The sequence below is a fragment of the Cocleimonas flava genome (assembly GCF_004339015.1).
Taxonomy (GTDB): Bacteria; Pseudomonadota; Gammaproteobacteria; order Thiotrichales; family Thiotrichaceae; genus Cocleimonas; species Cocleimonas flava.
Genome location: NZ_SMFQ01000004.1, coordinates 1004937 through 1030468 on the forward strand (window position 1 = coordinate 1004937; position 25532 = coordinate 1030468).

Consider the following 25532-nt stretch of genomic DNA (forward strand, 5'->3'; position numbering starts at 1 on the left):
TATGAAAACTGATATCACACCTTCTTTATTGAATACTACAAAAGGCAAGCAGGCTGATGCAATTCTGAGAACCTGTGTACATTGCGGTTTTTGTAATGCGACCTGCCCTACCTATCAGCTACTAGGTGATGAGAATGACGGCCCACGAGGCCGTATCTATCTAATCAAACAACTACTAGAAGGCAAAGAGGTCACCCAATCAACTCAGCTTCATCTAGATCGCTGTTTAACCTGCCGCAATTGTGAGACTACTTGCCCATCAGGCGTAAAATACGCTCAACTGCTCGATATAGGTCGTAGTTTAATAGAAGAAAAAGTTCCAAGAAGCTTCAAAGAGAGAGTCACTCGCAAACTCATTCTGAATATACTTCCTTATGAGAAACGCTTTACCCCTTTATTGAAAGCCGGTCAGTTTTTCAAGCCATTTACCCCTAAAGTATTGCGCAAAAAAATCCCAAGAAAGACCACAAAAGGATTACTTCCTGGCAATTCTCATAACCGTAAAATGCTAATTCTTGATGGCTGTGTGCAACCCGCACTATCACCAGATATAAATACGGCTACCGCACGCGTCTTAGACAAGCTTGGAATATCATTACTCACAATCAAAAAAGCGGGATGCTGTGGAGCTGTTAGCCAGCATTTAGGTGAGGAAGAAAAAGCATTGGTGTTTATGAGAAATAATATTGATGCCTGGTGGCCCGAAATTGAAAGCGGCGCCGAAGCTATTGTCATGACAGCAAGTGGCTGTGGCGCAACGGTAAAAGAATACGCACACCACTTACAACACGATTCAGAATATGCCAGCAAAGCTCAGCGTATTTCAGAGCTTTGCAAAGATATCTCCGAGATTGTAATTAATGAAGATTACAAACAATTAAATGCACCAGAGAAAACCAAAATTAGTTGGCACCCTCCATGCACTTTACAGCACGGACAAAAAATCACAGGAGTGGTGGAAAAAATTCTTGGTGATTGTGGATATAATTTATTACCCGTTGAAAATTCACACTTATGTTGCGGTTCTGCCGGCACCTATTCCATTTTACAGCCTGAGATCTCAAGTAGACTTCAGCAAAATAAAATAGAAAGTCTACAGAAACATACGCCAGAGATGATCGTAACTGGAAACATAGGCTGCCAGACTCACTTACAAGCAGCTAGCAACGTTCCTGTTATTCACTGGATTCATTTATTGGACAATTAAAAGAAATGACTCGCGCATTTTCATTGATACGCACTAGTTAGAAAAACTAAAGAGTATTCAATAGTTTTTGCGCTCTGTCTCTTTGAGGAGAATTACCTTCATTGATCAACTTATGCAAAATATCTTTAGCAGAATCAATATCCCCTGCATCAATATAAGCTACAGCCATATCAATCTTTACGCTATCTTTTAAAGGCTCTTGTTCCATATCAACATTAAGAAAATCTTTCTCTTCCAGATAAGCCTTTTCAATTTCCGGCTGAATATTCACTTCATCTGCAATCAATCTATTTTGTTTACTCTTAACCCAGAACATCCACCCAAATAGAAGTAATAGGAAAGCGATAATAGGCAAATAGTATTTCTCTAACATCGACATAATCGACTTCATACCAGCCTCTTTAGAGACTTCAGTGTTTGCGCTAACGCTTGTGGATTTATCTTTTACTTCTAGTTGATTTTGAGCATTTGATATTTGAGATTTCTCAGCATTAATACTTTGAAAAGTATCAATTTTTTCCTTTGCTTGCTCATCTAGTTTTTTTTTAGATTCCTCAAATTTCTGAGCTTGAGATGTTGCAGTAGCATCTGTATCAGCAGCTTGCGGTTTACTTAAGGTCTTTTGTAATGCTTCTTCAACTTTACGTAATTGCGCATCGCTCTCATTCTTGTCGGCGATAAGTTGATCTAATCGTTTACGAAGATCATCGCTTTCTTTCTCTAATTGATCAATTTTAATGGTCTGTAATTCTTGCTTATTTTGAATAACATCTGCCTTCTTGCTTTTGTTAACAAGATAACCGTTGGCGATCGGCGAACCAAAATCTCCCGTCTGCCCTCTTCTGAAATAACGCGCATGTTCGCTTAGCAAAGCTTTTGCTTCTTCGTCAGACAGCGTTTCAATATCAGACTCATTGGGCAATATAAGCTGTTTTCCACGGAGCAAGAAGTTGATATTACCACCTCGAAATGCCTCTTGATTCCTGGCTAACAATCCTATTAATAATTGAGACCTTGTTAAATCACTTTGCGAATAATACCTTTCGATAATTTTATTTAGATTATCTGTAGACTTAACTTTGTAGCGAGTTTCTGCAAATGAAACAGACATCAGCGCTAATGACAAAAATGAACACAATGTCAGATATATAATTTTATTTTTAGAAATCATTTTAGTTTTATTTTTTTACTTGTAAGAAGCTTATTGTACTTAGTTATTTTACATTCTTAAATACTAATAATTACCCAAAATATGACATATAAAATAGATATTGTAATTTTAAGATAAATTAAGAGTATTTCAGGCACAAAAAAGGACGCCCAAAGGCGTCCTTCTTATTGTGCATAGTTATGAGACTAGATTAGAACTCTAGACGCATACCAACACCGTACTTAAGTACGTCATCTGTAGAATCATCACCGTCGTCAGCATTTTGTACTGCTGCGAACCACTGGTAATTTTTGCTAAGCTTGTGAGCATATTCAGCAGAAACGATTAATGGCTCGTTATCTTCGTCAGTAGTCTGGATACTTACGTTAACGCTTTTTCCGCCACCAAGACCAAATCCTGCAAGAGTAGCAACAGAAAGAACATCATCACCATTCTCTGGATCAGTGTTTAACAAAGAAACACCAAGGTTAGCCATACCGAATTTACCACCAGCATGAATACCAATCTGTGAACCTTGATCAGTTACGTCGCGGTAAGCAAAACCTAGGTTAACTGGACCAGCTTTAGTACCAGCACCGATTTGTACTTCATCGATTGCATCAGTATCGCCGTTTGCGTCAGCTCCGCCGTAATCAGCGTCGTCGTCGTCCATTACTACCATAAGGTGCATACCAGTAGTACCAAACTTGTTCTTGTAGTTGATAGAATCGCCTTTACGGTATCCGCCACCAGCTAAATCCCATACGTTGTTGCCAGAAGTTCCACCAAGAAGTTGGAATGGGTCAACAGGGCTCATTACGTAGCTGTACAATGGAGACCAACGAGTACCGATAGAAACTTCACCGAAACCGCCTTTAACACCAACATAAGCTAAACGGTTTGTATCTTCGCCGTTAGAAAGTGCACCTTCATCAAGGTTTACACCGAATTCGTACTTACCAAATGCAGTTAAACCATCAGAGATTTCCTGGTTTACTTTGATACCGAAACGTGAAGAGCGATTTTCTAAACCACAATCTGTGTTAGAACCGTCATCAGTACATACAAGACCTGCACGCATACGACCGTATAGTGTAGTATCAGCTATAGTTGTAGCAGTTGTAGCAGCAACAATCGCGCCAGCAATTGCTGTTTTAATCATAATATTCTTTTTCATCGAATTAACCCCGAAAATTAATAAAAACCCGCAAAAATCAATTAAGACCTTCGCTAGGACATGGTTACTTTAGCCTAATTTAGATTTTTTGCAACAAATTTTGTTAAAAAAAAACAACAGTCACACAAAAGTGTATCAATTTTACAACAAAATATTTAATGGTAAGAAATAGACAAACTATCAATCAGGCTAGATTACAGCTTATAATATTGCCGCAATTCACTCAACTGATTAAAACAATAGAGTTATTAGGGTTTTACTAAAATGACACAAGATACGGGCAAAATCACTTGGATCGCCAGCTTTCCTAGAAGCGGCAACACCTGGGTAAGAGCGCTAATAACAGCGTACTCAAACAATGGTGAAGTAACGATTAACAACATCATGCAAACCGGTGATAAAAATCCAGAGTACTATGATGGCATTATAAAAAAACCTATCGAAGAATGGTCAACATCTGACCAGGCCTTGATCAAACCTGCGGCAATGATGCGAATGCTAGAAGACGCCGGTGGCAATTTAATGCTAAAAACACACGACTGTAATATTGACCTGTCAGGTGTTGCACAAATTCCACACGATATTACCAGAGCAGCTATTTATATCGTAAGAGACCCTAGAGATGTTGCTTTGTCATTTAAAAATCATTACAACACGTCCACTAATAAAGAAGCAGTCGATAAACTCTTAGATAATAAGTTTGTTACTCGCTTCCCTAATAAAGGTCTTTTTGTTCCCCAGCTTTCCTGGAATATCCATGTGGCTTCCTGGATGCGAAACCTACCCTACCCAGTTTATGCGCTTCGATACGAAGATCTTCTATCTAATACTTTTGAAGTTTTAAGTGAAATAATACAATTCCTCAATCTGGACTATGATAAAGACCTTGTGCATAAGAGCATTGAAGCGTGTGCTTTTGACAAACTAAAACAACAGGAAAAAAAATCAGGGTTTCGCGAGACTGTTGGTCAAGAATTCTTCCACAAAGGTGAAGCAAACCGCTGGAAAACTGAATTAGAACCTCAATTACAAAATCGCATAGTTAAAGCCTGCGAAAAAGAAATGAAAATGGTGGGCTACCTTTAATAGACTTAGAGCGTATCAAAACTAAAAAAAGCCCTATAAGGTGGGGGGTGCATGTTGTTCATACTGATAAGAAGGCTCTTTTCTCAATAGAGACTCAAGCATCTTCAACGCTTTACCCGGACTTAAAAACCGATCATCCGGGCACTTAGCCATCATTTTATTTAACACTGGCTGAAGATGAGCAATGGATTCATCCAAAATCGGTATGGGTGCCATAACATGTTGCATCATAAGTTCTGTCGGGCTATTTCCCGCAAAGGGCTTCTCCCCCATCAGTAACTCATAGAAGATCACACCCAAGCTATAGATATCGGACGCTTTTGTGCAATCTTCCCCTGCAACTAATTCAGGGCTTACATAATGTGGCGAACAATGCAGTTCATCTTCTTTCAAAAAACCCGCATCGAGCAATATCCTTTTAGATACACCGTAATCGGTGAGTGCTAGCACACCGTCACTTCTGAGCATTACATTATCTATCTTTAAATCGCGATGAATTAAATTAGCATTATGTACACAATCGAGGGCAGACGTGATTTCTCTAAACCATTCCAAGGCATGTAATAAAGGAAGAGATCTCTCACAATTATTAAGAGCCTGTCTCAATGTACCAAATTCGAGATACTCCATCACCAGATAGAAGGCATGATTGCAGATACCGCCATCATAGAAGTGCACTAAACCCTCAGAGCGGATAGCGCATTGCCTTTCGACACGCTCTAAAAACTTTTGAATCATCTCATCGGATAATTCATTCGGTTTAAATTTAAAGCGTTTAATCGCGGCAGACTCACCTTTTTTATTGACGCCCCGATAGATAATACAATCCTGACTGTTATGTAGAACCTCTACTAACACCCAGTGTTTCAGATTAAGAGGGAAAAGCGCTAAACACCTTCGCAGTTGTAGATAAACATCTATTTTCGACGATAGATCTGAAATATTTTTCCAATACAAACATTTATTCGGCTGCAAAGATCGTTTTTTACATTCTTTTTTATTATCAAAAAAAACCAGATCAAAAGGCTTGAGCTTTTGTAGCAGCTCTTCCCTGCTCAGAAGTTGCAAACAAGCATAATCATATTGAGCTAACGTCAAATGTGGTATTTTCGACTCAAGCATTACCTTGATATCCTCAGGGACACCTGTATTTTGAATCAACAATACTGATAAACTCATTCTTATTCTGTTTCCTCCTAGAGCATAGTCTAGGACATAAGCGCTTGATTGACTGAAATATTCTTCCGCCATGATTAACATAAAGCAGTTTTCTTTTATCATTTCAGCGTATAAATTCCTTAATGCATAAGAAATAGCGGGTACTGTTTGACATTTAATTTGCTTTCCATAATAATGCCGCGTTCCGTGGGTCTATGACCCCTCCTTGCTATGAAATTTGCTGTAATTTACACAGTAAAAAACACAAAAATCATAGCCAACTTGTCCATAAGGAGATAACTATGAGACATTATGAAATCGTTTTTCTGCTACACCCAGATCAAAGCGACCAACTTCCAGGCATGCTAGAGCGTTACCGCAAGCTTATCGAAGACAATAAAGGCACAATCCACCGTCTAGAAGACTGGGGTCGTCGTCCTTTAGCTTACCCAATCGTTAAATTACACAAAGCACACTATGTGCTTATGAACATCGAGTGTGATTCAGCTACATTAAGTGAGCTTGAAGATCAATTCCGTTTCAATGATGCAGTACTTCGCAATATGGTTATCCGTCGCGATGAAGCTGACACTGACCCTTCAATTCTCAGCAAAGAGAATGAAAAGAAGCCAGAAAGAAAATCATTTAATTAATAGGAGTTAATCATGTCAGCACAACGTTTTCGTCGTCAAAAATTTTGTCGTTTTACCAAAGAAGGTGTTAAAGAGATAGATTATAAAGATCTTGATACCTTAAAAGCGTTCATTACTGAAACAGGTAAAATTGTACCTAGCCGTGTTACAGGCACTAAAGCTAGATACCAGCGCCAATTAGCAACTGCTATTAAACGCGCTCGTTTTCTTGCGTTGATTCCTTACACGGATCAACACAAATAATATTAAGAATAGATAGGAAGAACTAAATGATGGCCGGCTTTATAATGGCAGGCCGGATACAAGCAGCGATATTTGTTGTTTTATCCACCCTGATTTCATTACTATTTCCACCCCTTATCGTTTTCAATAATGCAGCTATTGCATTAATAACGTTACGTAAGGGTTGGCAACAAGGGATCATTTACACTCTACTTGCTAGTGTCACTCTTTTAATCATTAGTGTCGCTTTAGATCAACAAGCAAGTAGAGGCTTCTTAGCAGGTTTAGCCAACTGGTTGCCTATGGTGGTTATAGCAAGCGCGCTTGCCATAACAAAATCATGGAGTAAAACCTTACAGCTAGTTCTGCTAACAGCAACAGCAGGTGTTTTATTGTTTCATTTCATGCAACCAGATGCAGCAGCATACTGGAAGCCTGTATTAGAACAGTTCAAACCCTTGCTTAAACAAGGCTATCAACTTAGCGATGCCAAAATTGATGAGAGTATCAATGATGTCGCAAAGTGGATGACAGGAACATTTGCCGCTGCCCTAGCATTGATATCAATACTATCATTGATCATCGCGAGGAATTGGCAAGCAGTATTGTATAACCCGGGTGGTTTTGGTGAAGAGTTTCGCCAGATTAATTTGGGCAAACAAGCCGCTATTGCAGTACTAGTAGGTATAGCAATAGCAGTACTCACCATGAATCAGCTAGTTGTTGAACTCATTATGGTGGGGATTGCAGTTTTTATGTTTCAGGGCTTAGCTCTGGCACATGCCTTGGTAAAAAAACATAACTTGAATAAAGCCTGGTTAATTGGCCTCTATTTAATGATGTTTTTATTGCTGATACAAATGATTGTACTGCTTGCAACTTTCGGAATTATTGACACATTTGTTGATTTTCGTCGTAAGAAACCAGGCAATACTACTTAAAGAATACGTTAATTAAATAGATAACCGGCCCAAGGGTCGAAAAGGTGATAACCATGCAAGTTATATTAATGGAAAGAATTGAGAACTTAGGAGCGATCGGCGATATCGTTTCAGTTAAATCTGGATACGCACGTAACTTCCTAGTTCCTCAGAAAAAAGCAAAAACTGCAACGAAAACTAACATTGCAGAATTTGAAACTATTCGCGCTGAACTAGAAAAAGCAGCAGCAGAAACGACTAAAGCAGCCGAAGATCGTCTTGTGGCTATCAACGGTGTTGGTGAGCTTAATATCGAAGTAAGAGCTGGTCAGGAAGGCAAGTTATTTGGTTCGGTTTCTAACCACGAAATCTCTGAAGCAATTATTGCTAAAGGCGTACATATCGAACGTCGCGAAGTTCGTATGCCAGAAGGTCCTATTCGCGCTATTGGCGAGTACGATGTACTTATTCACTTACACACTGATGTAGAGACTACTGTTAAAGTAATCGTTACTCCAGATGCTGATAGTGATATGGAAGTTGTAGAGAAGCAGCCTATTGGCACATTTGTTGACGAAGACGACAGATAAGCTAAAAAAGCATTAAGCTTGAAAAGCCTGCGATGATTAATTTCATCGCGGGCTTTTTTTTATCTGCCATTTATACCTTAAAGGCTTATATTTATTAGCGTTGAAGATCATTACAACTTTGATTTATATCGCTTTATTATGCATAAAATCATGCACAAACAGCAAAATGGGTCTAATATCTCTATTTAACCCACCCCCCTACTTATAAGGGGTTTTTTAATATGTGAATTTTTAATTAGCATATCAATTCCCAGCTAAAGTAATTGATAGAATGTTAATACCAACACTACTTTTAATTAGGAGACAATATGTCAGTTAATTATCCTTCTCTTCATGAAATGGGCATCCAAAACCCAGAAGACATATCAAGATACTCATTACAGAATGTTAATGACGTAGACATTTTACGCGTTGTCTATAAACGTCAGAAAGGCTCTTTATTGCCGCATAGCAAGAAATTCAGATTTGCTCGATCTAAGCGCATGGTTGTAGCAGACAGTGGAACTAACAGCACTGAAATTCTTAGTGAAATTTCTCCGTTCTTGAATAAAGTTATCGATGAACTACATCAGGTGGTAGAACTGAAACATACTCATCAAGAGCATAAAGCGATCATCCTTGATGAAATCAACAGACTCGAAGAGGAAGTTCACACCAGAATGACTTACATTAAATCGTTAGTAGATAAGCTCGACTAACAATAAATTGTTCTTTTCTAAAAAGCCCATGCATTCGTTATGCATGGGCTTTTTTATATGCACCTAATAGTATTGGCAAGCTAAATAGCTTCAAAATGATACTCGTCAAAACGATTGATAAAATAATCCATATCCCAGTGATATAAGCAAAAATTACAGGCGCTTTCATCATGGTACTCATCAATGAGTCTTCATAGAAGAAAAACCATTGATGCTCATCTGGAAATGCCCAGATATGCAACTGATTGAATATCTTCTCAGGGCCTAATAACAATAATAATCCACATAAGCTTATTAAAAGCAACGCACTCCACAAAAATTGGACAGCATCAGGCATCCCCACTTTTTTCATTTTAAGAACAATAACAACAAACAGCCAAACAGTGATTAATATAAGCATTAGCGGCTTAATTTTATCCAGCAATACAGCCACGTCTTTCAAATGCACAATCTCAGGCTCAGTGAGCAATGGCATTAACTGGGTTGTCCCTTGTTGATTACTCGTTGCCGTATAGCTAAGTGCAGATAAACCTTCACCATGGTTATGTATGGCATCTACAATGCCTAAAAACAGGCGAGCCCGTTCTTCTTTAGAGGTCTTTTCGAAACCTAACTTATTTTTTCTATTCTTAGGCGCATAAATCTCTATATGCTTATCAATACCGACCACATCATGTAGCACCGGATATAAAAAATTTACTTTAGCTAACATCCCCCAGCTGACAGGCAAGGTTATGACAAACGTTAACAACAAGAATCCTGCCCACAGTGATTTGCTTTTCATAGTTGGTGCTTATTGCTTCTCTTGATCAATTAGAAAATCTTTCCACTGATCAAATAGCTTTTTATCCGGTGAGATCAAAACAGAACGAGGCTTCATCGACGGTCTAAAAACATCTTCACCTTCAAGTGTACAGGCATGACCTTCTGCCTCGGACAAAATTAGAGTACCTGCCGCCAAATCCCATAACTTCATTCCACCGTGCAAATACAAATGCCCTCTATTGGCAGCCATCCACGCCCATTCAAGTACGCAACTACCCAAATTTCTTTGGGATTTATAAGGTGCATGGGAAATTAAGCGTTGCACGAGATCAGGCTTTAATCGTTTAAAATCAACAATAGCAATAGACTTATTCAAGTCAAAACCACTCTCGCCACATTTTAGTACTTCACCGTTTAACTTAGCCCCCTGCCCTTTAACCGCACTAAACATCTCATCTCGAAGCGGATCGTAAGTAATTCCAATTTGCACTACACCGTTAACAAATAATGCGAGCGAGGTAGCAAACAAAGGAATGCCGGCAGCAAAATTACTGGTTCCATCCAGGGGATCTAAGCACCAGAGCTTTTCCGAGTTCTTGACCAAAGCTTCCTGTTGCTCTGGTTCCATTTCCTCACTTAAGAAATCGATATCTGGATATCGCTCTGCCAAGGACTGGCGAATTCGCTTATCTGTAGATAAATCTGCTTCGGTTAATAGGCTACCATCTCCTTTCACCACAAAATCTATCTTATTATAACGAGGCAGAATTTCTTCTTTCGCAACCTCTCGTATAATATCTTCTAGTTCTCTTAGTTCTGGTAACTCTATCTCTGGTAACATACTTTTCATCTTGAATTTTAATTATTCGGCATCATATTTATCCATAAGCTCTTACATATACTAACAAATGACAAGCATAATAATACTACTCATATTGGCTAGCATCGCATGGTTTTGGATGAATTCCGTTCGCGCCAAAGAAATAGCTCTGCAGGCTTCAGCGAACGCATGTAAGGAAATTCACGCACAATTTCTGGACCAAACGGCCTCACTGAAGTCTTTAAAACTAATTCGTACTAACACTGGGCGAATGGGATTCCAGCGTGTTTATCGATTCAACTTTAGTTTAGACAGAGATAGTCGCTTAGACGGTTATGTCGAAATTAATGGCTACAAAATAAATAAAGTTTTTCTCGATGAAGCTGATGGTGCAACCATCTTAAAATAGTCTTTAAAATATATTTTAAACTAATAAAGACAGTCGATTCATCACATTCACGTCATCGCAAATAAATAACACCTTCTAATTTGAACGACTACACTTTAATTGCCTACAAACAATTGCTAACGTCTGTAGGTCAGCTGTAATTTAGCATTAAGCTATAGACGTCACAAAGTCTCGATAAAAGACAAAAATGTAAGAAACTATGAAAGACGAAAAAAATAATTACTAATCAAAGGAGTTAAATATGTCAGTAGCAAAAGTAACAGAAATCACATCAACATCAACAAAGAGCTTTGAAGATGCTGTCGATAATGGCGTAGAACGCGCTAATAAAACACTTAAGAACATCACGAGCGCATGGGTTGCGGATCAAAGCGTATCAGTAGAAGGCGGAAAAGTATCTGCTTACAATGTACGCCTTAAAGTAACATTTGTTCTAGATTAATCATTTTCATTTAGTGATATTTTTAGATAACACTAATGCTAAAAGATAAAATCAAAACGATTCCCATGATGAATTTCATGGGAATCACCTTTCTCAAGACCCCGCTTACAGATTGTAAGTGCATAAGATTGTAAAAACCTCGCCTGAGTCGTATTATTCCCTCTTTCAATTAGAAACAAGCAAAAGGAATTTTATGGGCTTTTTAACCGGAAAACGCGCCATTATTGCGGGTATCGCAAGTAATAAATCAATTGCCTACGGCATCGCACAAGCTATGCATCGTGAAGGTGCTGAACTGGCATTCACCTATCAGAATGAACGTCTAAAAGGTCGTGTTGAAAAATTCGCCAATGAGTTTGGATCAGATATCGTGCTTGAGTGCGATGTAGGTAGTGATGAATCGATTGATGCATGCTTTGCCGAGTTAGGTAAAAAATGGGATGGCTTAGACATCCTTATCCATTCAATTGGTTTTGCCCCGAAAGAAGAACTGGAAGGCAGTATTGTAGATAATACTACTCGCGAAGGTTCTAAAATCGCGCACGATATCAGTGCTTATAGTTTCCTCGCTATGGCCAAAGCGGCTCGACCACTAATGAAAGGTCGTGAAAATCCTTCTATGCTGACACTTAGCTACTTAGGCGCTGTATCCGCTATACCAAACTACAATGTCATGGGCATGGCAAAAGCAAGTCTTGAGTCGGCTGTACGTTTCATGGCATCAGACCTTGGACCAGAAGGTATTCGTGTCAACTGCATCTCTGCTGGCCCTATTCGCACCCTTGCCGCAATGGGAATCAAAGGTTTCCGTAAGATGTTAGAGCAATTCTCTGGGGCGGCTCCGTTACGCCGTAATGTTACTATTGAAGAAGTAGGTAACGCAGCAGCTTTCTTATCATCTGACCTGGCTTCCGGTATCACAGCAGAAATTATGTATGTTGATGGTGGTTACAGCACCGTAGGAATGACAGGAATCAACCCTCCTGCCGAGAGTGAGTAACATCACAGATAATACCCGTAAATACCTTTTAACCGCTTCTGATATAGAGGCGTTAGAAGGACAAGAAATCACCCACTTTCTCAATCCTAACGCTATAAGATTGAATAAGTCTCTGGGAGATGCTGTCGGCATGTCCCAGATGGGCGTTCACATGATCGCTGTTGAACCGGATCGTGATTCCACTGAATTTCATAAACACCAATACGAAGAAGAATGCATTTATATTCTTGAGGGTAGTGGTGAGCTAACGATAGAACAAGATACCTATACTGTGACTAAAGGTGACTTTATTGGTTTTCCTGCGAATGAAGTCGCCCACAGTCTATTTAATAACAGCAATGAGACACTTGTCTGCCTAGTCATGGGACAGCGCTTAAAACACGATATTGGCGATTATCCTAATCAAAATAAACGAATCTATCGTCACAATGGCAAAGCTGAAGTCGTTGAGTATGAAAATATCGCTTATCCTAAAACACACGCAGGCAGAAAGGAAAGTGACGAGAAATGACCTATAACCCAATTCAATGTCAATTATACGACTATATTGAGATTGCCTGTTTAAGGCATTACAAACTCTCTATAAAGCTACTGGATGGAAGCGAAATTCAAGGACGCGCCGAAACAACCAGAATCGCAGATAAACAGGAATTTTTGCTTATCAGCACTGAAGTAGCGTCCGATATCAATCAAGATATAACCCAGATCAGACTGGATAAAATAAAATCTATTACCGCCTTAGATAGACATGCCGAATTTAGCACGGTTGAAATAAACTGAGTTGATTTTAATAGACGTTAGATAGCGTAAATACAATACTCACGAGATATGCGTTTTACATTGATGTAATGCTTATTAACTCTTCAATGTACTTTTAGCTTTTAAAAGAATAAAAACCCACCCCCCTACTTTGAGCGACTTTTTGGCTCTTTAATAAAATCATACTATCTAAACGGAGTGAAGCCATTACTAGCAAATGGTGATCCCCCAAATCCTGCCATTGGCATCGTGGACATTGGCGACATTGGCGACATTGGCGACATAGGAGACATAGGTGACCCGAAACCACTCATAGGTGAGCCGTAACCAAAGCCAGTTGAACCAAGTCCATTTCTCATCGGAAAACCCAGCGATGGATAAGCCGAAGAGCCAAAGTCATTCATTGGCATTCCTCCGTTATAAGCAGGAAAAGATTGTCCAAAATTATTATAGCCAGCAGAACTCGCAAATGGATTATATTGATTAAGTCCAAAAGGCGTCAAACCAGGTATTGCGTTAGGTGCATAATATTGAGCTTGATACTGGTTCTGCGGATACTGAGCATGAGGGTAATATCCTGCATACCCCTGATTCGAATAGTAAGTCTGTCCAGGATAAGCATTATTATATAATCCGGAATAAGGGTCAGCACCGTAACCATTCAATCGTGCTTGATAATCATTGCTGTATTGCCCTTGATAGGGGTTTCCATAAGCGCTCATATAACGACCATTATTTCCGTAATAACGATTATTATAATTATTGCCGAACATTTCCTGCATCCAATACATCGGCGTCCATACCGGCCAATCGTTATAACTATTATTGCCGGAATAACCATTAAAATAATTAGTGTTGTTACCAAACCAACCATTAGCGTGAGCCGTATTCAGACTGAACAGCAGTGGTAGTACAATGATTAGTTTAAGAGATATTTTGTAGATGGATTTTTTCATATCTGCTCCGATAAGAAAATATATGTAAAAAAATAAGTAAATAGCATTTCTTTGACAGAATATTCAAGCTAAACATGAAGCAACATAACAAAGTCAAACTTAACTGATACTTAGCAATTTTCTACTCAAAGATGTTTGATTATATTGACTATCTCTACATTGGCGATAGGAAATTCGTAGTCGTCTATTTCTGAAACAGTCACCCAGCGAATCGGTTGTCCTTCAACCCCTTTGGGTTCGCCCCGCCAATCTCTTACATCAAATACATCAAGAATGACTGTCTTGCTATTGTCAGGGTTCTCTTCGATATATTCATGGGTGATAGATGTCATTTCTGAGCTCGATTGAATATCGATCCCTAGCTCTTCCATAATTTCTCTGTGCAATGCTTCCTGACTGGTTTCGTTGGCTTCAACTTTGCCTCCGGGAAATTCCCATTTATTTCCCTGGTGTTGATCTTTAGAACGTTTCGCAATCAGAACCTCTTTATCCTGATTAATAATCGCCGCGACAGCAACACGTATAATCAACTCTTATTCTCCTTCTATCTCTTCTTGAAGTTTTTCTTCACATCAGTCAATGGAACAAAATCAGCCGCACAACGTAATTTAGGAATCCAGCGTGCTAGGTTATTAGCGGTAAAAACACGACCTTCATGTTCGTTTTCGAACACTCCATCATGAAACAAAACCACACCATCTCGACCACGACCTTTACACATTTGCCCCATCACGTTATCCAGAATTTGATCACCGTGTTGGTATTTTTCATTCCAGTCATAAGCCGTCATTTCCCAGCCAAGATGCTCAAAGCCAGCTTTCTTAAGGGCTTCCATCACCTGTGGTTGATCTTTCTGATTAAACCAGCCATCGCCATAAGGCAGTCTAAAAACGGGTGGTTGCGTGGTAAAAAATGGCTCAAGGATCTTCTTAGAGTCAAGAATAGTCTTATTCAATTCAGCCAAGCTAAGCTTACTATGATGATAATGTTGATAACTATGAGAACCAATGTCATGCCCTTCACTTTTTATGCGCTTAAGCGTATTAAAACGCTGCTTACACAGTTCTAGCGACTTACCCGGTTTATATTGTTTACAGTCAACCTTATTGCCCAAAATCAAAAAAGTGGCTTTAATGTTTTCGCGTTTAAGCACATCAAGAATTTTAGGTGTAACACTACCCACGCCATCATCAAAACTTAAATGCAATCGATGTTTTTTTACAGGACACTGATATTGAGCGCGCACTGCATTGCAGTTTTCTCCAGCAAAAACCTGAAAAGCCATCAACGGATTAACCAGTAATAATATAAAAAACAGGCTATAAGTGGGGGGGTGTACTTTTATTTTCATGTATTTGTCTTCATTTATTTAACGAGATATTTTTATATTTGCCCGGTTGATTTTAGACTCACCTAACTGATCAATAAATGAGTTTTATCATACGTACAATAGCTTAGTTTGAAAATCCCGACATTAGTTCATATTCATCGAACCCGATAATTAATAGCGAAGTTTATGACCACTAAATCATATTAAACATTACTACTGTAAAGTAGAAACGCCAGATACGTTAAACGCCCAAGATGGGCGTTTAATATTGATTCTTTCTACAAGCTAACGTTTAGTAAGCCGTTAATCAACTTCGATAATCAGCATTTATTGTGATGTAGTCATGAGATAAGTCAGAAGTCCAAACATGGGCCTTGGCATCCCCCGTATTTAACACCACACGGATGGTAATTTCTTCTTTATTCATCTCTGCCTGACCCTGCTCTTCCGTGTAGCTATCAGCAGGTTCCCCAGATTCAATCAGCAGGGTATCACCCAAATACAGGGTTAACTTACTGATATTGATATTTTCAACAGGAGCACGCCCGATCGCTGCAACAATTCGTCCCCAGTTTGGATCACTGGCAAATAATGCCGTTTTGACCAAAGGTGAACGCGCAACCGTGTAGGCTATTTCTTTTGCATAATCATAATCTGGGGCTTGTTCAACACTGACAGTGACAAATTTAGTGGCACCTTCAGCATCTCGAATAATTGCCTGTGCAAGCTCCTGACAAACATCGCTTAGTGCCGAGATAATCTTGTCACTATTCTTTTCATCAAGCTGAACACCAGACTTACCTGTTGCCATTAATACAAATGAATCATTCGTCGATGTATCACCATCAACGCTAATTGAGTTAAACGTTTGCGTGGTAATGTCCTGACAAATAGCTTCCAATTCAGATTGCTTGATAGCTGCATCGGTTGCCACATAAGAAAGCATTGTCGCCATATTCGGCTCAATCATTCCTGAACCTTTAGAAATGCCGGTAATGGTCACTGTTTCGCCATCAATCTCTAATTGCTTACTCACACCTTTATGCACGGTGTCAGTCGTCATGATTGCTTTGGCAGCACGCATCCAGTTATTCGCATCCAGACTCTCGATTAGCGCTGGCACTTTTTCAACGATCTTCCAATAAGGCAATTGCTCACCTATTACACCCGTTGAAAATGGCAATACGCAATCCAGATTACACATACCTTCTTCTGCTACTTCGGCACAAATAAGATCAGCTGAAGTCATGCCTTCTTCGCCGGTTCCGGCATTAGCGTTACCTGAGTTAATAACTAGGTAACGAATACCATCAGTGGTCTTCAAATGCTCTCGACAGATTGTTACAGGTGCCGCACAAAAAGCGTTCTTGGTGAATACACCTGCGACACTAGAGCCTTCAGAAACCTCGATTAAGGTTAGATCATCTCGATCTTTATAACGAATATTGGCTTCTATTGAAGCTAATCTCACTCCTTGTACAGGAGAAAGCTCAGAAGCAGGTATGAAATTAACAGGCATTTAGGCTAGCTTTCCATGACATTGTTTATATTTTTTTCCAGAACCACAAGGACAAGGATCATTACGTCCTACCTTTTCAACATCACGCTTGAAGGGCTTCATAGCCTCAGGTGGTGGTAAATCAGTGGCAGGATCACTTGACCCTAATGCGCTTTCTGCATCAGCGTGGACAAAATCCAGATCGACTTCTTCTTGCTCTTGTAAGAGTTTTTGCTCTTCTTCAAGCGCTTCTAAATCTTCAGGAACTGTAATTTCCAGGCGCGTTAAGAAAGTCACCACGTCTGTTTTGATTTTACCCAACAGCTCTTCGAACATTTCATAAGCTTCACGCTTATATTCCTGCTTTGGATTCTTTTGTGCATAGCCACGTAAACCAACACTCTGACGTAGATAATCCATAGAAGCCAAGTGTTCTTTCCAATGTGTATCGACAACATGCAACATCACATCACGTTCTAATTCACGCATACGTTCAGAACTGATCAAATCTTCTTTGATTTTGATCATACCCTGAATTGACTGAAGGATTTTCTCTCTCAACGTTTCTTCGTGCAACTCATCATCAGAATCCAACCAACCTTGAATATCAAGATCTACCGACATTTCTTCTTTAAGGTGCTTGGTTAAGCCAGGAATGTCCCATTGCTCAACAATACTTTGACGTGGAATATACTGATCAATGGTACTTTCAACCACATCTTCGATGAATGAAGCTATCGACTCTTCAACGTCTGCGGCTTCAAGAAGCTCTGCACGTTGCTCGTAGATCACTTTACGTTGATCATTGGCAACATCATCGTATTCAAGTAGGTTTTTACGTATATCGAAGTTATGCCCTTCAACTTTACGCTGAGCATTTTCAATCGACTTACTCACCATTTTTGCTTCAATCGCCTGCCCTTTCTCCATACCTAAGCGCTGCATGATCGCTTTAACACGATCCGAGGCAAATATACGCATTAAGTTATCTTCCAGAGACAAGAAGAAGCGAGAAGAACCAGGATCGCCCTGACGTGCAGCACGTCCACGTAACTGATTATCAATACGACGTGACTCATGACGCTCTGTACCAATAATATGTAAACCACCTGCAGTAATTACGGCATCATGACGCTTCTGCCATTCAGCTTTTGCCGCTTCTTTTTGTGCCTCAGTCGCATCTTCACCTAATTCTCTTAGGTCAGCATCTAGAGATCCACCTAAAACGATATCGGTACCACGACCAGCCATATTGGTTGCTATGGTTAAAGCCCCCGGCTGACCAGCATTTTCAATAATATTCGCTTCACGTTCATGCTGCTTAGCATTTAGTACTTCGTGCTTGATGCCTTTTTCATTAAGTAAACGAGAAAGCACCTCAGATGTTTCAATTGACGCCGTACCTACTAAGACTGGTTGACCTTTCTTCTGGCAGTATTCGATTTCTTCTGCGATTGCCTGATATTTTTCTTCCTCAGACATGTATACCAAGTCATTACCATCTTCACGAGCCAATGGCTTGTTTCCAGGAATAACAACCACTTCTAAACCATAGATTTCTTGAAGCTCGAATGCTTCGGTATCAGCCGTTCCTGTCATCCCTGATAATTTGTCGTATAAACGGAAATAGTTCTGGAATGTGATAGAAGCCATCGTCTGGTTTTCGGCATTGATATGAACGCCTTCTTTAGCTTCAACAGCCTGATGTAAGCCTTCAGACCAACGTCTTCCAGGCATTGTTCGACCAGTGAATTCATCAACGATAACAATTTCGTTATCGGTAACGATGTAATCTACATTTTTCTGGAAAAGGTTATGTGCGCGCAGTGCTGCATTAAAGTGATGTAATACTGAAATGCTTGAACTGTCGTAGAGACCTTGCCCTTCAGGCAAAATTCCTGCTTCTTGCAGTAGCTTCTCAGCAATCTCATGACCATCATCTGTAAGGAATATCTGCTTACCTTTTTCATCGACTGTGAAGTCGCCTGGTACAGTGATATTTTCTTCGTCTTCGCCTTCTTGACGTTTCAGATTAGGAACGATTTTGTTGATTGCCGCATAAAGCTCAGAAGAATCTTCCGCCGCACCAGAAATAATCAGTGGTGTTCTGGCTTCATCAATAAGAATTGAGTCAACCTCATCCACGATCGCAAAGTTTAGCTCGCGTTGAACACGTTCTTCTTTGTGATGAGCCATATTATCGCGCAGATAATCAAAGCCGAATTCGTTATTGGTACCGTAAGTAATATCACATTGATAAGCTTGCTGGCGTTGCGCCTGATCCATCCCGTTGACAATAATACCTGTCGATAAACCGAGGAAACCATATAGCTTAGCCATCCACTCTGCATCGCGTCGAGCAAGATAATCATTCACCGTGATGACATGAACACCTTTACCGGGAAGCGCATTTAGGTAAGCAGCTAGTGTAGCAACTAAGGTTTTACCCTCACCCGTACGCATTTCACAAATCTTACCTTCATTGAGCACCATTCCACCAATCATTTGCACGTCGTAATGACGCATATTCATGGTTCTTTTGCCTGCTTCACGAACAGTAGCAAAAGCTTCTGGTAATAACTCATCAAGCGTTGCACCTTCTTTCAGACGATTTCTGAAATCTTGTGTCTTTGCCTGTAGTTGTTCATCAGTTAAAGCTGAATATTCTTCATCTAGACCTGCGATTATTTTAGTATTTTTGGTATAAGCCTTAACCAGCCTGTCATTACGACTACCAAAGAGCTTTTTGGTAACTTTTCCGAACATATTTATTTTTTTCCCCCGGATAACCGGAATATTTAGGGATCATTGCGCGAAATCATGATGAAATAAAAAAGCATAAATTTCAGATTTGTCTTAAAAACAAGGTTAATAGCACGGCTATTTACCGCATTTTTAGGAGAAATCTGGAAGTTTTACGCCATTTTAATCCATCAAACATTTCGTGCAAAAATCTCATTTAATAACTAATCACTCGTCCCCACGAGAAATTTGCAGAATAGTGTTTGATATAGGGGTTTTTCTACGTAATACAAGAGCAACCCGCATATAAAAAAGCGCATTATATTACAACTAAACAGTTAAGTACCTTAATGACTTGTTTTTATTATTATCTAATTCTGACTATTAGTTATTTTTTAAGGTTTTTCAGGGCGATATTAATAAACCCTTCTGGATTAGTCGGCTTATCATTCTCCCACACCTCCAAATGTAAATGTGACCCTGTGGCTCGTCCGGTTTTCCCCATTGTCGCTATTTTATCGCCCTTGTGAACCACATCACCCTTCTTTACGAGTATTTTTCGTAGATGCGCATATCGACTTTTTAAAGCATCTGAATGGTGAATTTCTACGACATTACCATAACCACCTTTTCTACCCGCAAAGGTAACAAAACCACTTCCAATGGTATTTATTTCAGTACCTAGCTTTGCCGCAATATCAATCCCGTTGTGGTGCCGTTGATGACCATTGATAGGATCTCGACGCTTACCGTAAGCTGATGAAATATAACCTGTTTTAACAGGACTGGAATAAAATCCAGCAGTTGAGAATGACGCTTTCGAAAAATTATTGGATTTACTAGAAACGTTATTTAGCTTTTGGAAGCTGACTTTCTGTCGCTTCAAGCGGCTTTCAATCAATTCTATGCTTTTTATCAAATCTGACTCATCAAGTGTTTCCGAGTTTAAATCCAAACTATTATTATTCGGGATAAAACCACCTCTTGCAGGCGTATTATCAAGATGAAAAGCTGCAATATCGATTTCATTATTGGTCGCGATTGTTTTGCCTAAGGTATTAAGCCGGTCTATTTCTGCCTCTAATGCCGAAGCTTTCTTTAACAGAAGATCGAATTTATTCAGCAATCTCTTTTCATTATGAGAAATCTGCAAATTTTCATCACTGTATTTTGAATAGTAGTTTTGAGCGGCAAGCGCAGTAATAACCAAAAGGGTTAGTAACGATAAGGGTAAAATTATATGGGACCACAGTTTCACTGTGTATTTCTGATGGTGACGTCCATTGTCACTTAAGAAGATAACTTTCATGGTATGCTTCAGTTCTAAATCGTATCCATACGAAAGTCACTACAATGAAGAATATTAATCAACTCGTTAACTCCCAACTGACGGGAAGTATAAAAAGATACGACAAACTGTCAGATTTTGTCTATAAACTGATGCACCTGGATAAATCCAAACATAATCTTTGGGTTATCACGAAGCAACAACAACTCACTTTATTAACCGATAATCCCTATTTAGGCACACAACTTCAATATCAAATGAATGTGATTTGCGCTGAGATTAATAAACATTTCTTGTTAGAGCTAAAGAAAACCAAAGTTAAGATAGTCCCTCCGACTGCCACTCCTGCAAAGCCGGATAATAAACTGTATGAAATAGGTGACAAAGCCAGCGCGATTCTTGCCAACATTGCTGAAGAGATTGATGATGAAGAGCTAAGAGAGTCTTTGCTTAACTTAACAGTAAACAAGAATAAAAGAACTTAAATTACATCATTCTTTAAAATACACAAATTGTAAAAAACGACTGTAAGTAGGGGGGTGCCTTAAGTTCTTTCTTGTAACGCCTTTTTAGACATAAAACTCACTAAGCTAGCAGACAATTGTCACCGACGTATAATTGAGGTGGTTTTTCATCAGAAGTGAGTGTTACTACTTCCCAGCTATCCTGGTTTTTTAACAATTCTAAAAGCAATAAATTATTGATCGCATGACCAGATTTATGTCCATGGTATGCACCGATGATGCCATAGCCTAATGTATAAAGGTCGCCGATTGCATCCAGCATTTTATGCTTTACAAACTCATCGTTATAACGAAGTCCGTCCTTGTTTAATACTCGGTACTCATCCAGTACAACGGCATTACCGAAATTACCACCTAAGCCAAGATTTTTTGAACGCAGCATTTCAACATCGCGCATAAAACCAAAGGTTCTGGCACGGCTAATTTCACTATTGTATGACTCTATAGATAAGTCATGCTCTAGTGTTTGTTTCGTGTCTTTTACAGCGGGGTGATCAAAATCGATTTCAAATGAAACCTTAAATCCATCATAAGGTGTGAGCTCAGCCCAGCCTGAATTATTTTCAAATCGAATAGGTTTCTTGATGCGCACTAATTTCTTAGGACGACTTTGAGTTTCGATACCTGCTGATTGAATAAGGAAGATAAAAGGTGCAGCACTTCCGTCCATAATAGGAACTTCAGCCGCATCAAGATCAACGTAAACATTATCAATACCCAAACCTGCAAACGCAGACATTAAATGCTCGATGGTTGAGACTTTTACGCCATCTTTAACCAACGTTGTACTAAGAACAGTCTCACCGACGCTTTCAGGTTTTGATTGTATTTCGACCACAGGATCAAGATCCACTCGCGTGAATACAATACCAGTATTAGCTGCAGCCGGACGCAATGTCAGATTGACTCGCTTACCAGAATGCAGTCCTATACCCACTGTGTTAACAATGCTTTTTAATGTTCTTTGAGCTAGCACAATGTCCCCTAAGACCGTTTGATTTTTCTATTGAATAAGCGAGTTTAACGTTATTTACGTTACTGAATGCTTAACGAATTATTATATCACACTTTATTTAAGAATCTATTTCCACAAAAAAGTTCAGATATAAATATCATAACGCATCAGATCACGATTTGGATCTGAAACACTATTAATTTTTCGTAATGAATTCCTGAAGCTGCTGCTTGGTTAACATGAACACGCCATCCCCTCCTCTTTCAAACTCAATCCATTGAAATGGAACCTGAGGGAATTCTTGCACTAAAGCGTGCTGACTATTACCTACTTCAACGACTAAAATACCTTCATCATTAAGGTATTCAGAAGCTTGAGCGAGAATTTGGCGCGTACAATCTAACCCATCATTACCAGAACTAAGGCCAAGTTCTGGTTCATGATGGAATTCATCTGACATGCCATCAATATCATCCTTATCAACATAAGGGGGATTGGTCACAATAATATCGTAACGGCGTTGCCCTATATTTGAAAAGAGATCGGATTGGATTGCAGTTATTTGTTCAGATGCATCATGTTTTTCTATATTTATTCTAGCTACATCCAGAGCATCTTCTGACAAGTCAGCTAAATCTACTTCTGCATAAGGAAAAGCATAAGCACAGGCAATACCAATACAACCACTACCCGTACAAAGGTCTAATATATTCTCAACTTCATCCGGCATTACCCAGGGTTGAAACTGGTTTTCTACTAATTCCGCAATGGGTGAACGTGGCACTAAAACCCGTTCATCAATGAAAAACTGTAAACCGGCAAACCAACCTTCTTTAGTTAAATACGCTGCAGGTACTCTTTCTTCGATTCTACGTTTTAATAATGCGACTATTGCATGTTTTTCTGTATCAGTGACTTTTGATTGCCAGTAGACATTAGGTGTATCTACAGGAAGGTTTAAAGCACGTAATACAAGGTATACTGATTCATCTAAAGGAGAAGACATTCCATGCGAATAACTTAATTCAGCATCTACAAATCGACTCGCTCCCCATCGCATAAAATCAGTCAATGTCGAGAGCTCTTTGTTAGCTGCATCGTATTCTACAATCTGTTTTGTCATTACTATAGTTTCCCTTTAACGAATGCCGTATTATCCTTTTTTTATGCTTTATTTCATTAACTAATTAACCGATCTTAACTAAATGAATGCTTCTCTATTAGATTATCTCAAATCAGGTGCGCTATATGCGTTACCACACCATTTTATTTCTCGTATTGTATTTAAGTTGACCCGAGTTAAATCTCCATTAGTGCCAAAAGCTATTACTTTATTTAGCAAAGCATTTGACGTGAACTTAGATGAAGCGAAAAATTCTGATCCTGCCAGTTACTCAACGTTTAATGAGTTTTTTACGCGAGAATTAAAAGAAGGATTAAGACCTATTTCAGACACACGAATTGTAAGCCCTGTTGATGGCACTATTAGTGAGTTTGGCGATATAAAAAATGGGCAACTTTTGCAGGCGAAAGGTATTACATACAGCCTAGAGCAACTACTTGGCGGAAACAAAGAAAGAGCAAATCTTTATGATAATGGGCAGTTTATTACCATCTATTTATCACCGCGTGATTATCATCGTATTCATATGCCCTGCACTGGCAAATTAACAGAACAAGTTCATATACCTGGCCGTCTTTTTAGTGTCGCCAAACATACCGTTAAAACCGTCAAAAGCATTTTCGCTAGAAATGAACGCGTTGTGGCAAGTTTTGATACTGAGTATGGTTCTATGACAATGGTTTTAGTCGGCGCAATCAATGTAGCAGCGATAGAAACCGTGTGGCACGGGCTCATTACACCACCCAAAGGTGAGACAACTACAGCCAAATCATATAAGTCTAAAGATATTCAGTTAGATAAAGGTAAAGAAATGGGGCGTTTCAATATGGGCTCTACCGTTATTTTAGTTTTTCAAAATAATGCACCTAAACTAAGTGACTCATTGAAGGTTGATCAAACACTGCAATTAGGAGAGAGTTTATCTGAGACATAGATAACTCATTTCACTTAGTTAGAAATATTGATACAAACAATTTTATTAACATTAAGATCCCTATTAATTTTATACGCTTATTGGTTCCATAGCAGGATTTGTTAGATTATCCTTAAGCAATTATTATCATTATCGGAGGACAACAGCAGTGATCACGGTTTCAAAGATTTTCTTAGCGATGACTCTATCGACTTTGCTCGTAGCTTGCAGCAATGCCCCAGTTCAGACTAAAAGACTAAACACTGTAGAAGATCTTGTAGTAGGTGCGGAAAGAGTACTTTCAAATAATACTAATCCAAACGCCAAACAATATGCTAAACAGAATTTAGATACTGCAGGTGCATACTTATTAACGTTAAGAGATAACAAAAAAATATTATCTGACAACCAATTAAAAAGGTATAACGCGCTTACTCAACGTATTTCAGTTTTACAAAAGCAAACTAATTAAAAAATAGTATAAATGAATATGCCATCAATATTCGATGGCATATTCATTGTCTCTATTAATTAAGACACCCCCCCTACTTTAGGGCACTTTATTTTCAATAAATTTCTACTAACAGTTTCTTCTGAGACAGAGCATTTAGTATAAGTTCTGTTTAAATCCATTCATTAAAAACGCCTTCCTAAACGGTTAAACAATGTAAGAAACAGTCACTGTTTTCCTTATGCAATTATTGTTAAGTAAATATTTTTATTCATGATTCATGAATAGGCTTGTTCTCCTAAGTTATTATCTTTAATGATTTTATTCAAACAGGATCTGTAAATATTTCTGACTAGTCAGCTTTATACTAATGTTAGTTTCATCTATTTCTGATCTATAGCCACCCCCGTACTAATGGGTACTTTTTTCATATATCCTTTTCATGTAATTAAGGCATCCTTCACATGAATCTGTCATCTGACACTCAAAGTACTGTCGTCTATGAACAACGCGTATATCTACATAAAGTCCACAGATATTGCATATCTCAAAGCAAGGTTGGTCGATCTGTCTTTAAGATAATATAGGGGGTAGTTTGATATAAATCGCAGGCATAAAAAAAGCCCGTTCGTTAGAACGGGCTTTCAGGATAATAACTTGGTGATGACCTACTTTCACATGGGGAAGCCCCACACT

Annotated in this window: 28 protein-coding genes; 15 read left to right on the plus strand and 13 right to left on the minus strand. The window is 39.0% G+C overall.

Annotation, left to right across the window (positions count from 1 at the left end):
• Window position 1 precedes the first annotated feature (1 nt).
• A complete protein-coding gene (gene glcF / locus EV695_RS16270; RefSeq protein WP_131907018.1) occupies window positions 2–1207 on the plus strand; it encodes a glycolate oxidase subunit GlcF in 1206 nt (401 codons plus the stop codon).
• 46 nt (window positions 1208–1253) lie between these two features.
• Here glcF and EV695_RS16275 read toward each other — a convergent pair whose 3' ends face one another.
• Window positions 1254–2378 (minus strand): motility hub landmark protein FimV, encoded by a 1125-nt coding sequence (locus tag EV695_RS16275; protein WP_131907019.1) that lies wholly within the window; start codon window positions 2376–2378, stop codon window positions 1254–1256.
• 190 nt (window positions 2379–2568) lie between these two features.
• The gene (locus tag EV695_RS16280) at window positions 2569–3534 is read right to left on the minus strand and encodes a porin (protein WP_131907020.1); all 966 of its coding nucleotides are present in this window, start codon (window positions 3532–3534) and stop codon (window positions 2569–2571) included.
• 264 nt (window positions 3535–3798) lie between these two features.
• Here EV695_RS16280 and EV695_RS16285 point away from each other — a divergent pair, with 264 nt between their 5' ends.
• Complete coding sequence (locus tag EV695_RS16285) at window positions 3799–4620, plus strand: sulfotransferase domain-containing protein (RefSeq protein ID WP_131907021.1); 822 nt, start codon at window positions 3799–3801, stop codon at window positions 4618–4620.
• 33 nt (window positions 4621–4653) lie between these two features.
• On the opposite strand, the gene EV695_RS16290 is transcribed toward EV695_RS16285, so the two are convergent.
• A complete protein-coding gene (locus tag EV695_RS16290) occupies window positions 4654–5799 on the minus strand; it encodes a serine/threonine protein kinase (RefSeq protein ID WP_207907116.1) in 1146 nt (381 codons plus the stop codon).
• Between the two features lie 281 nt (window positions 5800–6080).
• On the opposite strand from EV695_RS16290, the gene rpsF reads away from it, so the two are divergent.
• From rpsF to EV695_RS16315, 5 genes are all read left to right on the plus strand, one after another.
• Entirely contained in the window at window positions 6081–6431 is a 351-nt protein-coding gene (gene rpsF, locus EV695_RS16295; RefSeq protein ID WP_131907023.1) for a 30S ribosomal protein S6, read from the plus strand.
• 12 nt (window positions 6432–6443) lie between these two features.
• Window positions 6444–6674 (plus strand): 30S ribosomal protein S18, encoded by a 231-nt coding sequence (gene rpsR / locus EV695_RS16300; protein WP_131907024.1) that lies wholly within the window; start codon window positions 6444–6446, stop codon window positions 6672–6674.
• Window positions 6675–6700: 26 nt separating this feature from the next.
• The gene (locus EV695_RS16305; protein WP_131907025.1) at window positions 6701–7594 is read left to right on the plus strand and encodes a YybS family protein; all 894 of its coding nucleotides are present in this window, start codon (window positions 6701–6703) and stop codon (window positions 7592–7594) included.
• Window positions 7595–7647: 53 nt separating this feature from the next.
• Window positions 7648–8163 (plus strand): 50S ribosomal protein L9, encoded by a 516-nt coding sequence (rplI, locus tag EV695_RS16310; RefSeq protein WP_131907026.1) that lies wholly within the window; start codon window positions 7648–7650, stop codon window positions 8161–8163.
• A 308-nt stretch (window positions 8164–8471) separates the two neighbouring features.
• Complete coding sequence (locus EV695_RS16315; protein WP_131907027.1) at window positions 8472–8861, plus strand: DUF3461 family protein; 390 nt, start codon at window positions 8472–8474, stop codon at window positions 8859–8861.
• A gap of 37 nt (window positions 8862–8898) precedes the next feature.
• Here EV695_RS16315 and EV695_RS16320 read toward each other — a convergent pair whose 3' ends face one another.
• Window positions 8899–9645, minus strand: a complete 747-nt coding sequence (locus EV695_RS16320; protein ID WP_131907028.1) for a lipoprotein intramolecular transacylase Lit — start codon at window positions 9643–9645, stop codon at window positions 8899–8901.
• Between the two features lie 9 nt (window positions 9646–9654).
• Window positions 9655–10467: an inositol monophosphatase family protein gene (locus tag EV695_RS16325; protein WP_131907029.1), complete on the minus strand. Its 813-nt coding sequence runs from the start codon at window positions 10465–10467 to the stop codon at window positions 9655–9657.
• Between the two features lie 67 nt (window positions 10468–10534).
• Between EV695_RS16325 and EV695_RS16330 the strand changes: the two genes are divergently transcribed.
• The 5 genes from EV695_RS16330 to EV695_RS16350 all read left to right on the plus strand — a co-directional run bounded on the left by EV695_RS16330 (window position 10535) and on the right by EV695_RS16350 (window position 13077).
• Entirely contained in the window at window positions 10535–10855 is a 321-nt protein-coding gene (locus EV695_RS16330) for a DUF3301 domain-containing protein (RefSeq protein ID WP_131907030.1), read from the plus strand.
• Window positions 10856–11096: 241 nt separating this feature from the next.
• A complete protein-coding gene (locus EV695_RS16335) occupies window positions 11097–11297 on the plus strand; it encodes a dodecin family protein (RefSeq protein ID WP_131907031.1) in 201 nt (66 codons plus the stop codon).
• Window positions 11298–11490: 193 nt separating this feature from the next.
• Window positions 11491–12297, plus strand: coding sequence for an enoyl-ACP reductase FabI (locus EV695_RS16340; RefSeq protein WP_131907032.1), 807 nt, complete (start codon window positions 11491–11493; stop codon window positions 12295–12297).
• Complete coding sequence (locus tag EV695_RS16345; protein WP_207907117.1) at window positions 12290–12808, plus strand: cupin domain-containing protein; 519 nt, start codon at window positions 12290–12292, stop codon at window positions 12806–12808. Before EV695_RS16340 ends, EV695_RS16345 begins: the two co-directional genes overlap by 8 nt.
• The gene (locus EV695_RS16350) at window positions 12805–13077 is read left to right on the plus strand and encodes a Rho-binding antiterminator (protein ID WP_131907033.1); all 273 of its coding nucleotides are present in this window, start codon (window positions 12805–12807) and stop codon (window positions 13075–13077) included. The genes EV695_RS16345 and EV695_RS16350 overlap by 4 nt, the downstream gene beginning before the upstream one ends.
• A 164-nt stretch (window positions 13078–13241) precedes the next feature.
• On the opposite strand, the gene EV695_RS16355 is transcribed toward EV695_RS16350, so the two are convergent.
• The 6 genes from EV695_RS16355 to EV695_RS16380 form a co-directional block, all read right to left on the minus strand.
• Window positions 13242–13829, minus strand: a complete 588-nt coding sequence (locus tag EV695_RS16355) for a hypothetical protein (protein ID WP_131907034.1) — start codon at window positions 13827–13829, stop codon at window positions 13242–13244.
• A gap of 308 nt (window positions 13830–14137) precedes the next feature.
• Complete coding sequence (gene mutT, locus EV695_RS16360; protein ID WP_131907035.1) at window positions 14138–14542, minus strand: 8-oxo-dGTP diphosphatase MutT; 405 nt, start codon at window positions 14540–14542, stop codon at window positions 14138–14140.
• Between the two features lie 14 nt (window positions 14543–14556).
• Window positions 14557–15363, minus strand: a complete 807-nt coding sequence (locus EV695_RS16365; RefSeq protein ID WP_131907036.1) for a polysaccharide deacetylase family protein — start codon at window positions 15361–15363, stop codon at window positions 14557–14559.
• Window positions 15364–15649: 286 nt separating this feature from the next.
• Entirely contained in the window at window positions 15650–16861 is a 1212-nt protein-coding gene (gene argJ / locus EV695_RS16370; protein ID WP_131907037.1) for a bifunctional glutamate N-acetyltransferase/amino-acid acetyltransferase ArgJ, read from the minus strand.
• On the minus strand, window positions 16862–19606 hold the full coding sequence (secA, locus tag EV695_RS16375) for a preprotein translocase subunit SecA (protein ID WP_131907038.1): 2745 nt from the start codon (window positions 19604–19606) through the stop codon (window positions 16862–16864).
• 364 nt (window positions 19607–19970) lie between these two features.
• Window positions 19971–20891, minus strand: coding sequence for a M23 family metallopeptidase (locus tag EV695_RS16380; RefSeq protein ID WP_131907039.1), 921 nt, complete (start codon window positions 20889–20891; stop codon window positions 19971–19973).
• A 44-nt stretch (window positions 20892–20935) separates the two neighbouring features.
• On the opposite strand from EV695_RS16380, the gene EV695_RS16385 reads away from it, so the two are divergent.
• The gene (locus tag EV695_RS16385; RefSeq protein WP_131907040.1) at window positions 20936–21355 is read left to right on the plus strand and encodes a hypothetical protein; all 420 of its coding nucleotides are present in this window, start codon (window positions 20936–20938) and stop codon (window positions 21353–21355) included.
• A 100-nt stretch (window positions 21356–21455) separates the two neighbouring features.
• Here EV695_RS16385 and lpxC read toward each other — a convergent pair whose 3' ends face one another.
• Together lpxC and prmB are read right to left on the minus strand one after the other, a co-directional pair.
• Window positions 21456–22370 (minus strand): UDP-3-O-acyl-N-acetylglucosamine deacetylase, encoded by a 915-nt coding sequence (lpxC, locus tag EV695_RS16390; protein ID WP_131907041.1) that lies wholly within the window; start codon window positions 22368–22370, stop codon window positions 21456–21458.
• 175 nt (window positions 22371–22545) lie between these two features.
• Entirely contained in the window at window positions 22546–23472 is a 927-nt protein-coding gene (gene prmB, locus EV695_RS16395) for a 50S ribosomal protein L3 N(5)-glutamine methyltransferase (RefSeq protein WP_131907042.1), read from the minus strand.
• 82 nt (window positions 23473–23554) lie between these two features.
• Between prmB and asd the strand changes: the two genes are divergently transcribed.
• Together asd and EV695_RS16405 are read left to right on the plus strand one after the other, a co-directional pair.
• On the plus strand, window positions 23555–24406 hold the full coding sequence (asd, locus tag EV695_RS16400) for an archaetidylserine decarboxylase (RefSeq protein ID WP_131907043.1): 852 nt from the start codon (window positions 23555–23557) through the stop codon (window positions 24404–24406).
• A gap of 148 nt (window positions 24407–24554) precedes the next feature.
• Window positions 24555–24857, plus strand: a complete 303-nt coding sequence (locus tag EV695_RS16405; protein ID WP_131907044.1) for a hypothetical protein — start codon at window positions 24555–24557, stop codon at window positions 24855–24857.
• Window positions 24858–25532: the final 675 nt, after the last annotated feature.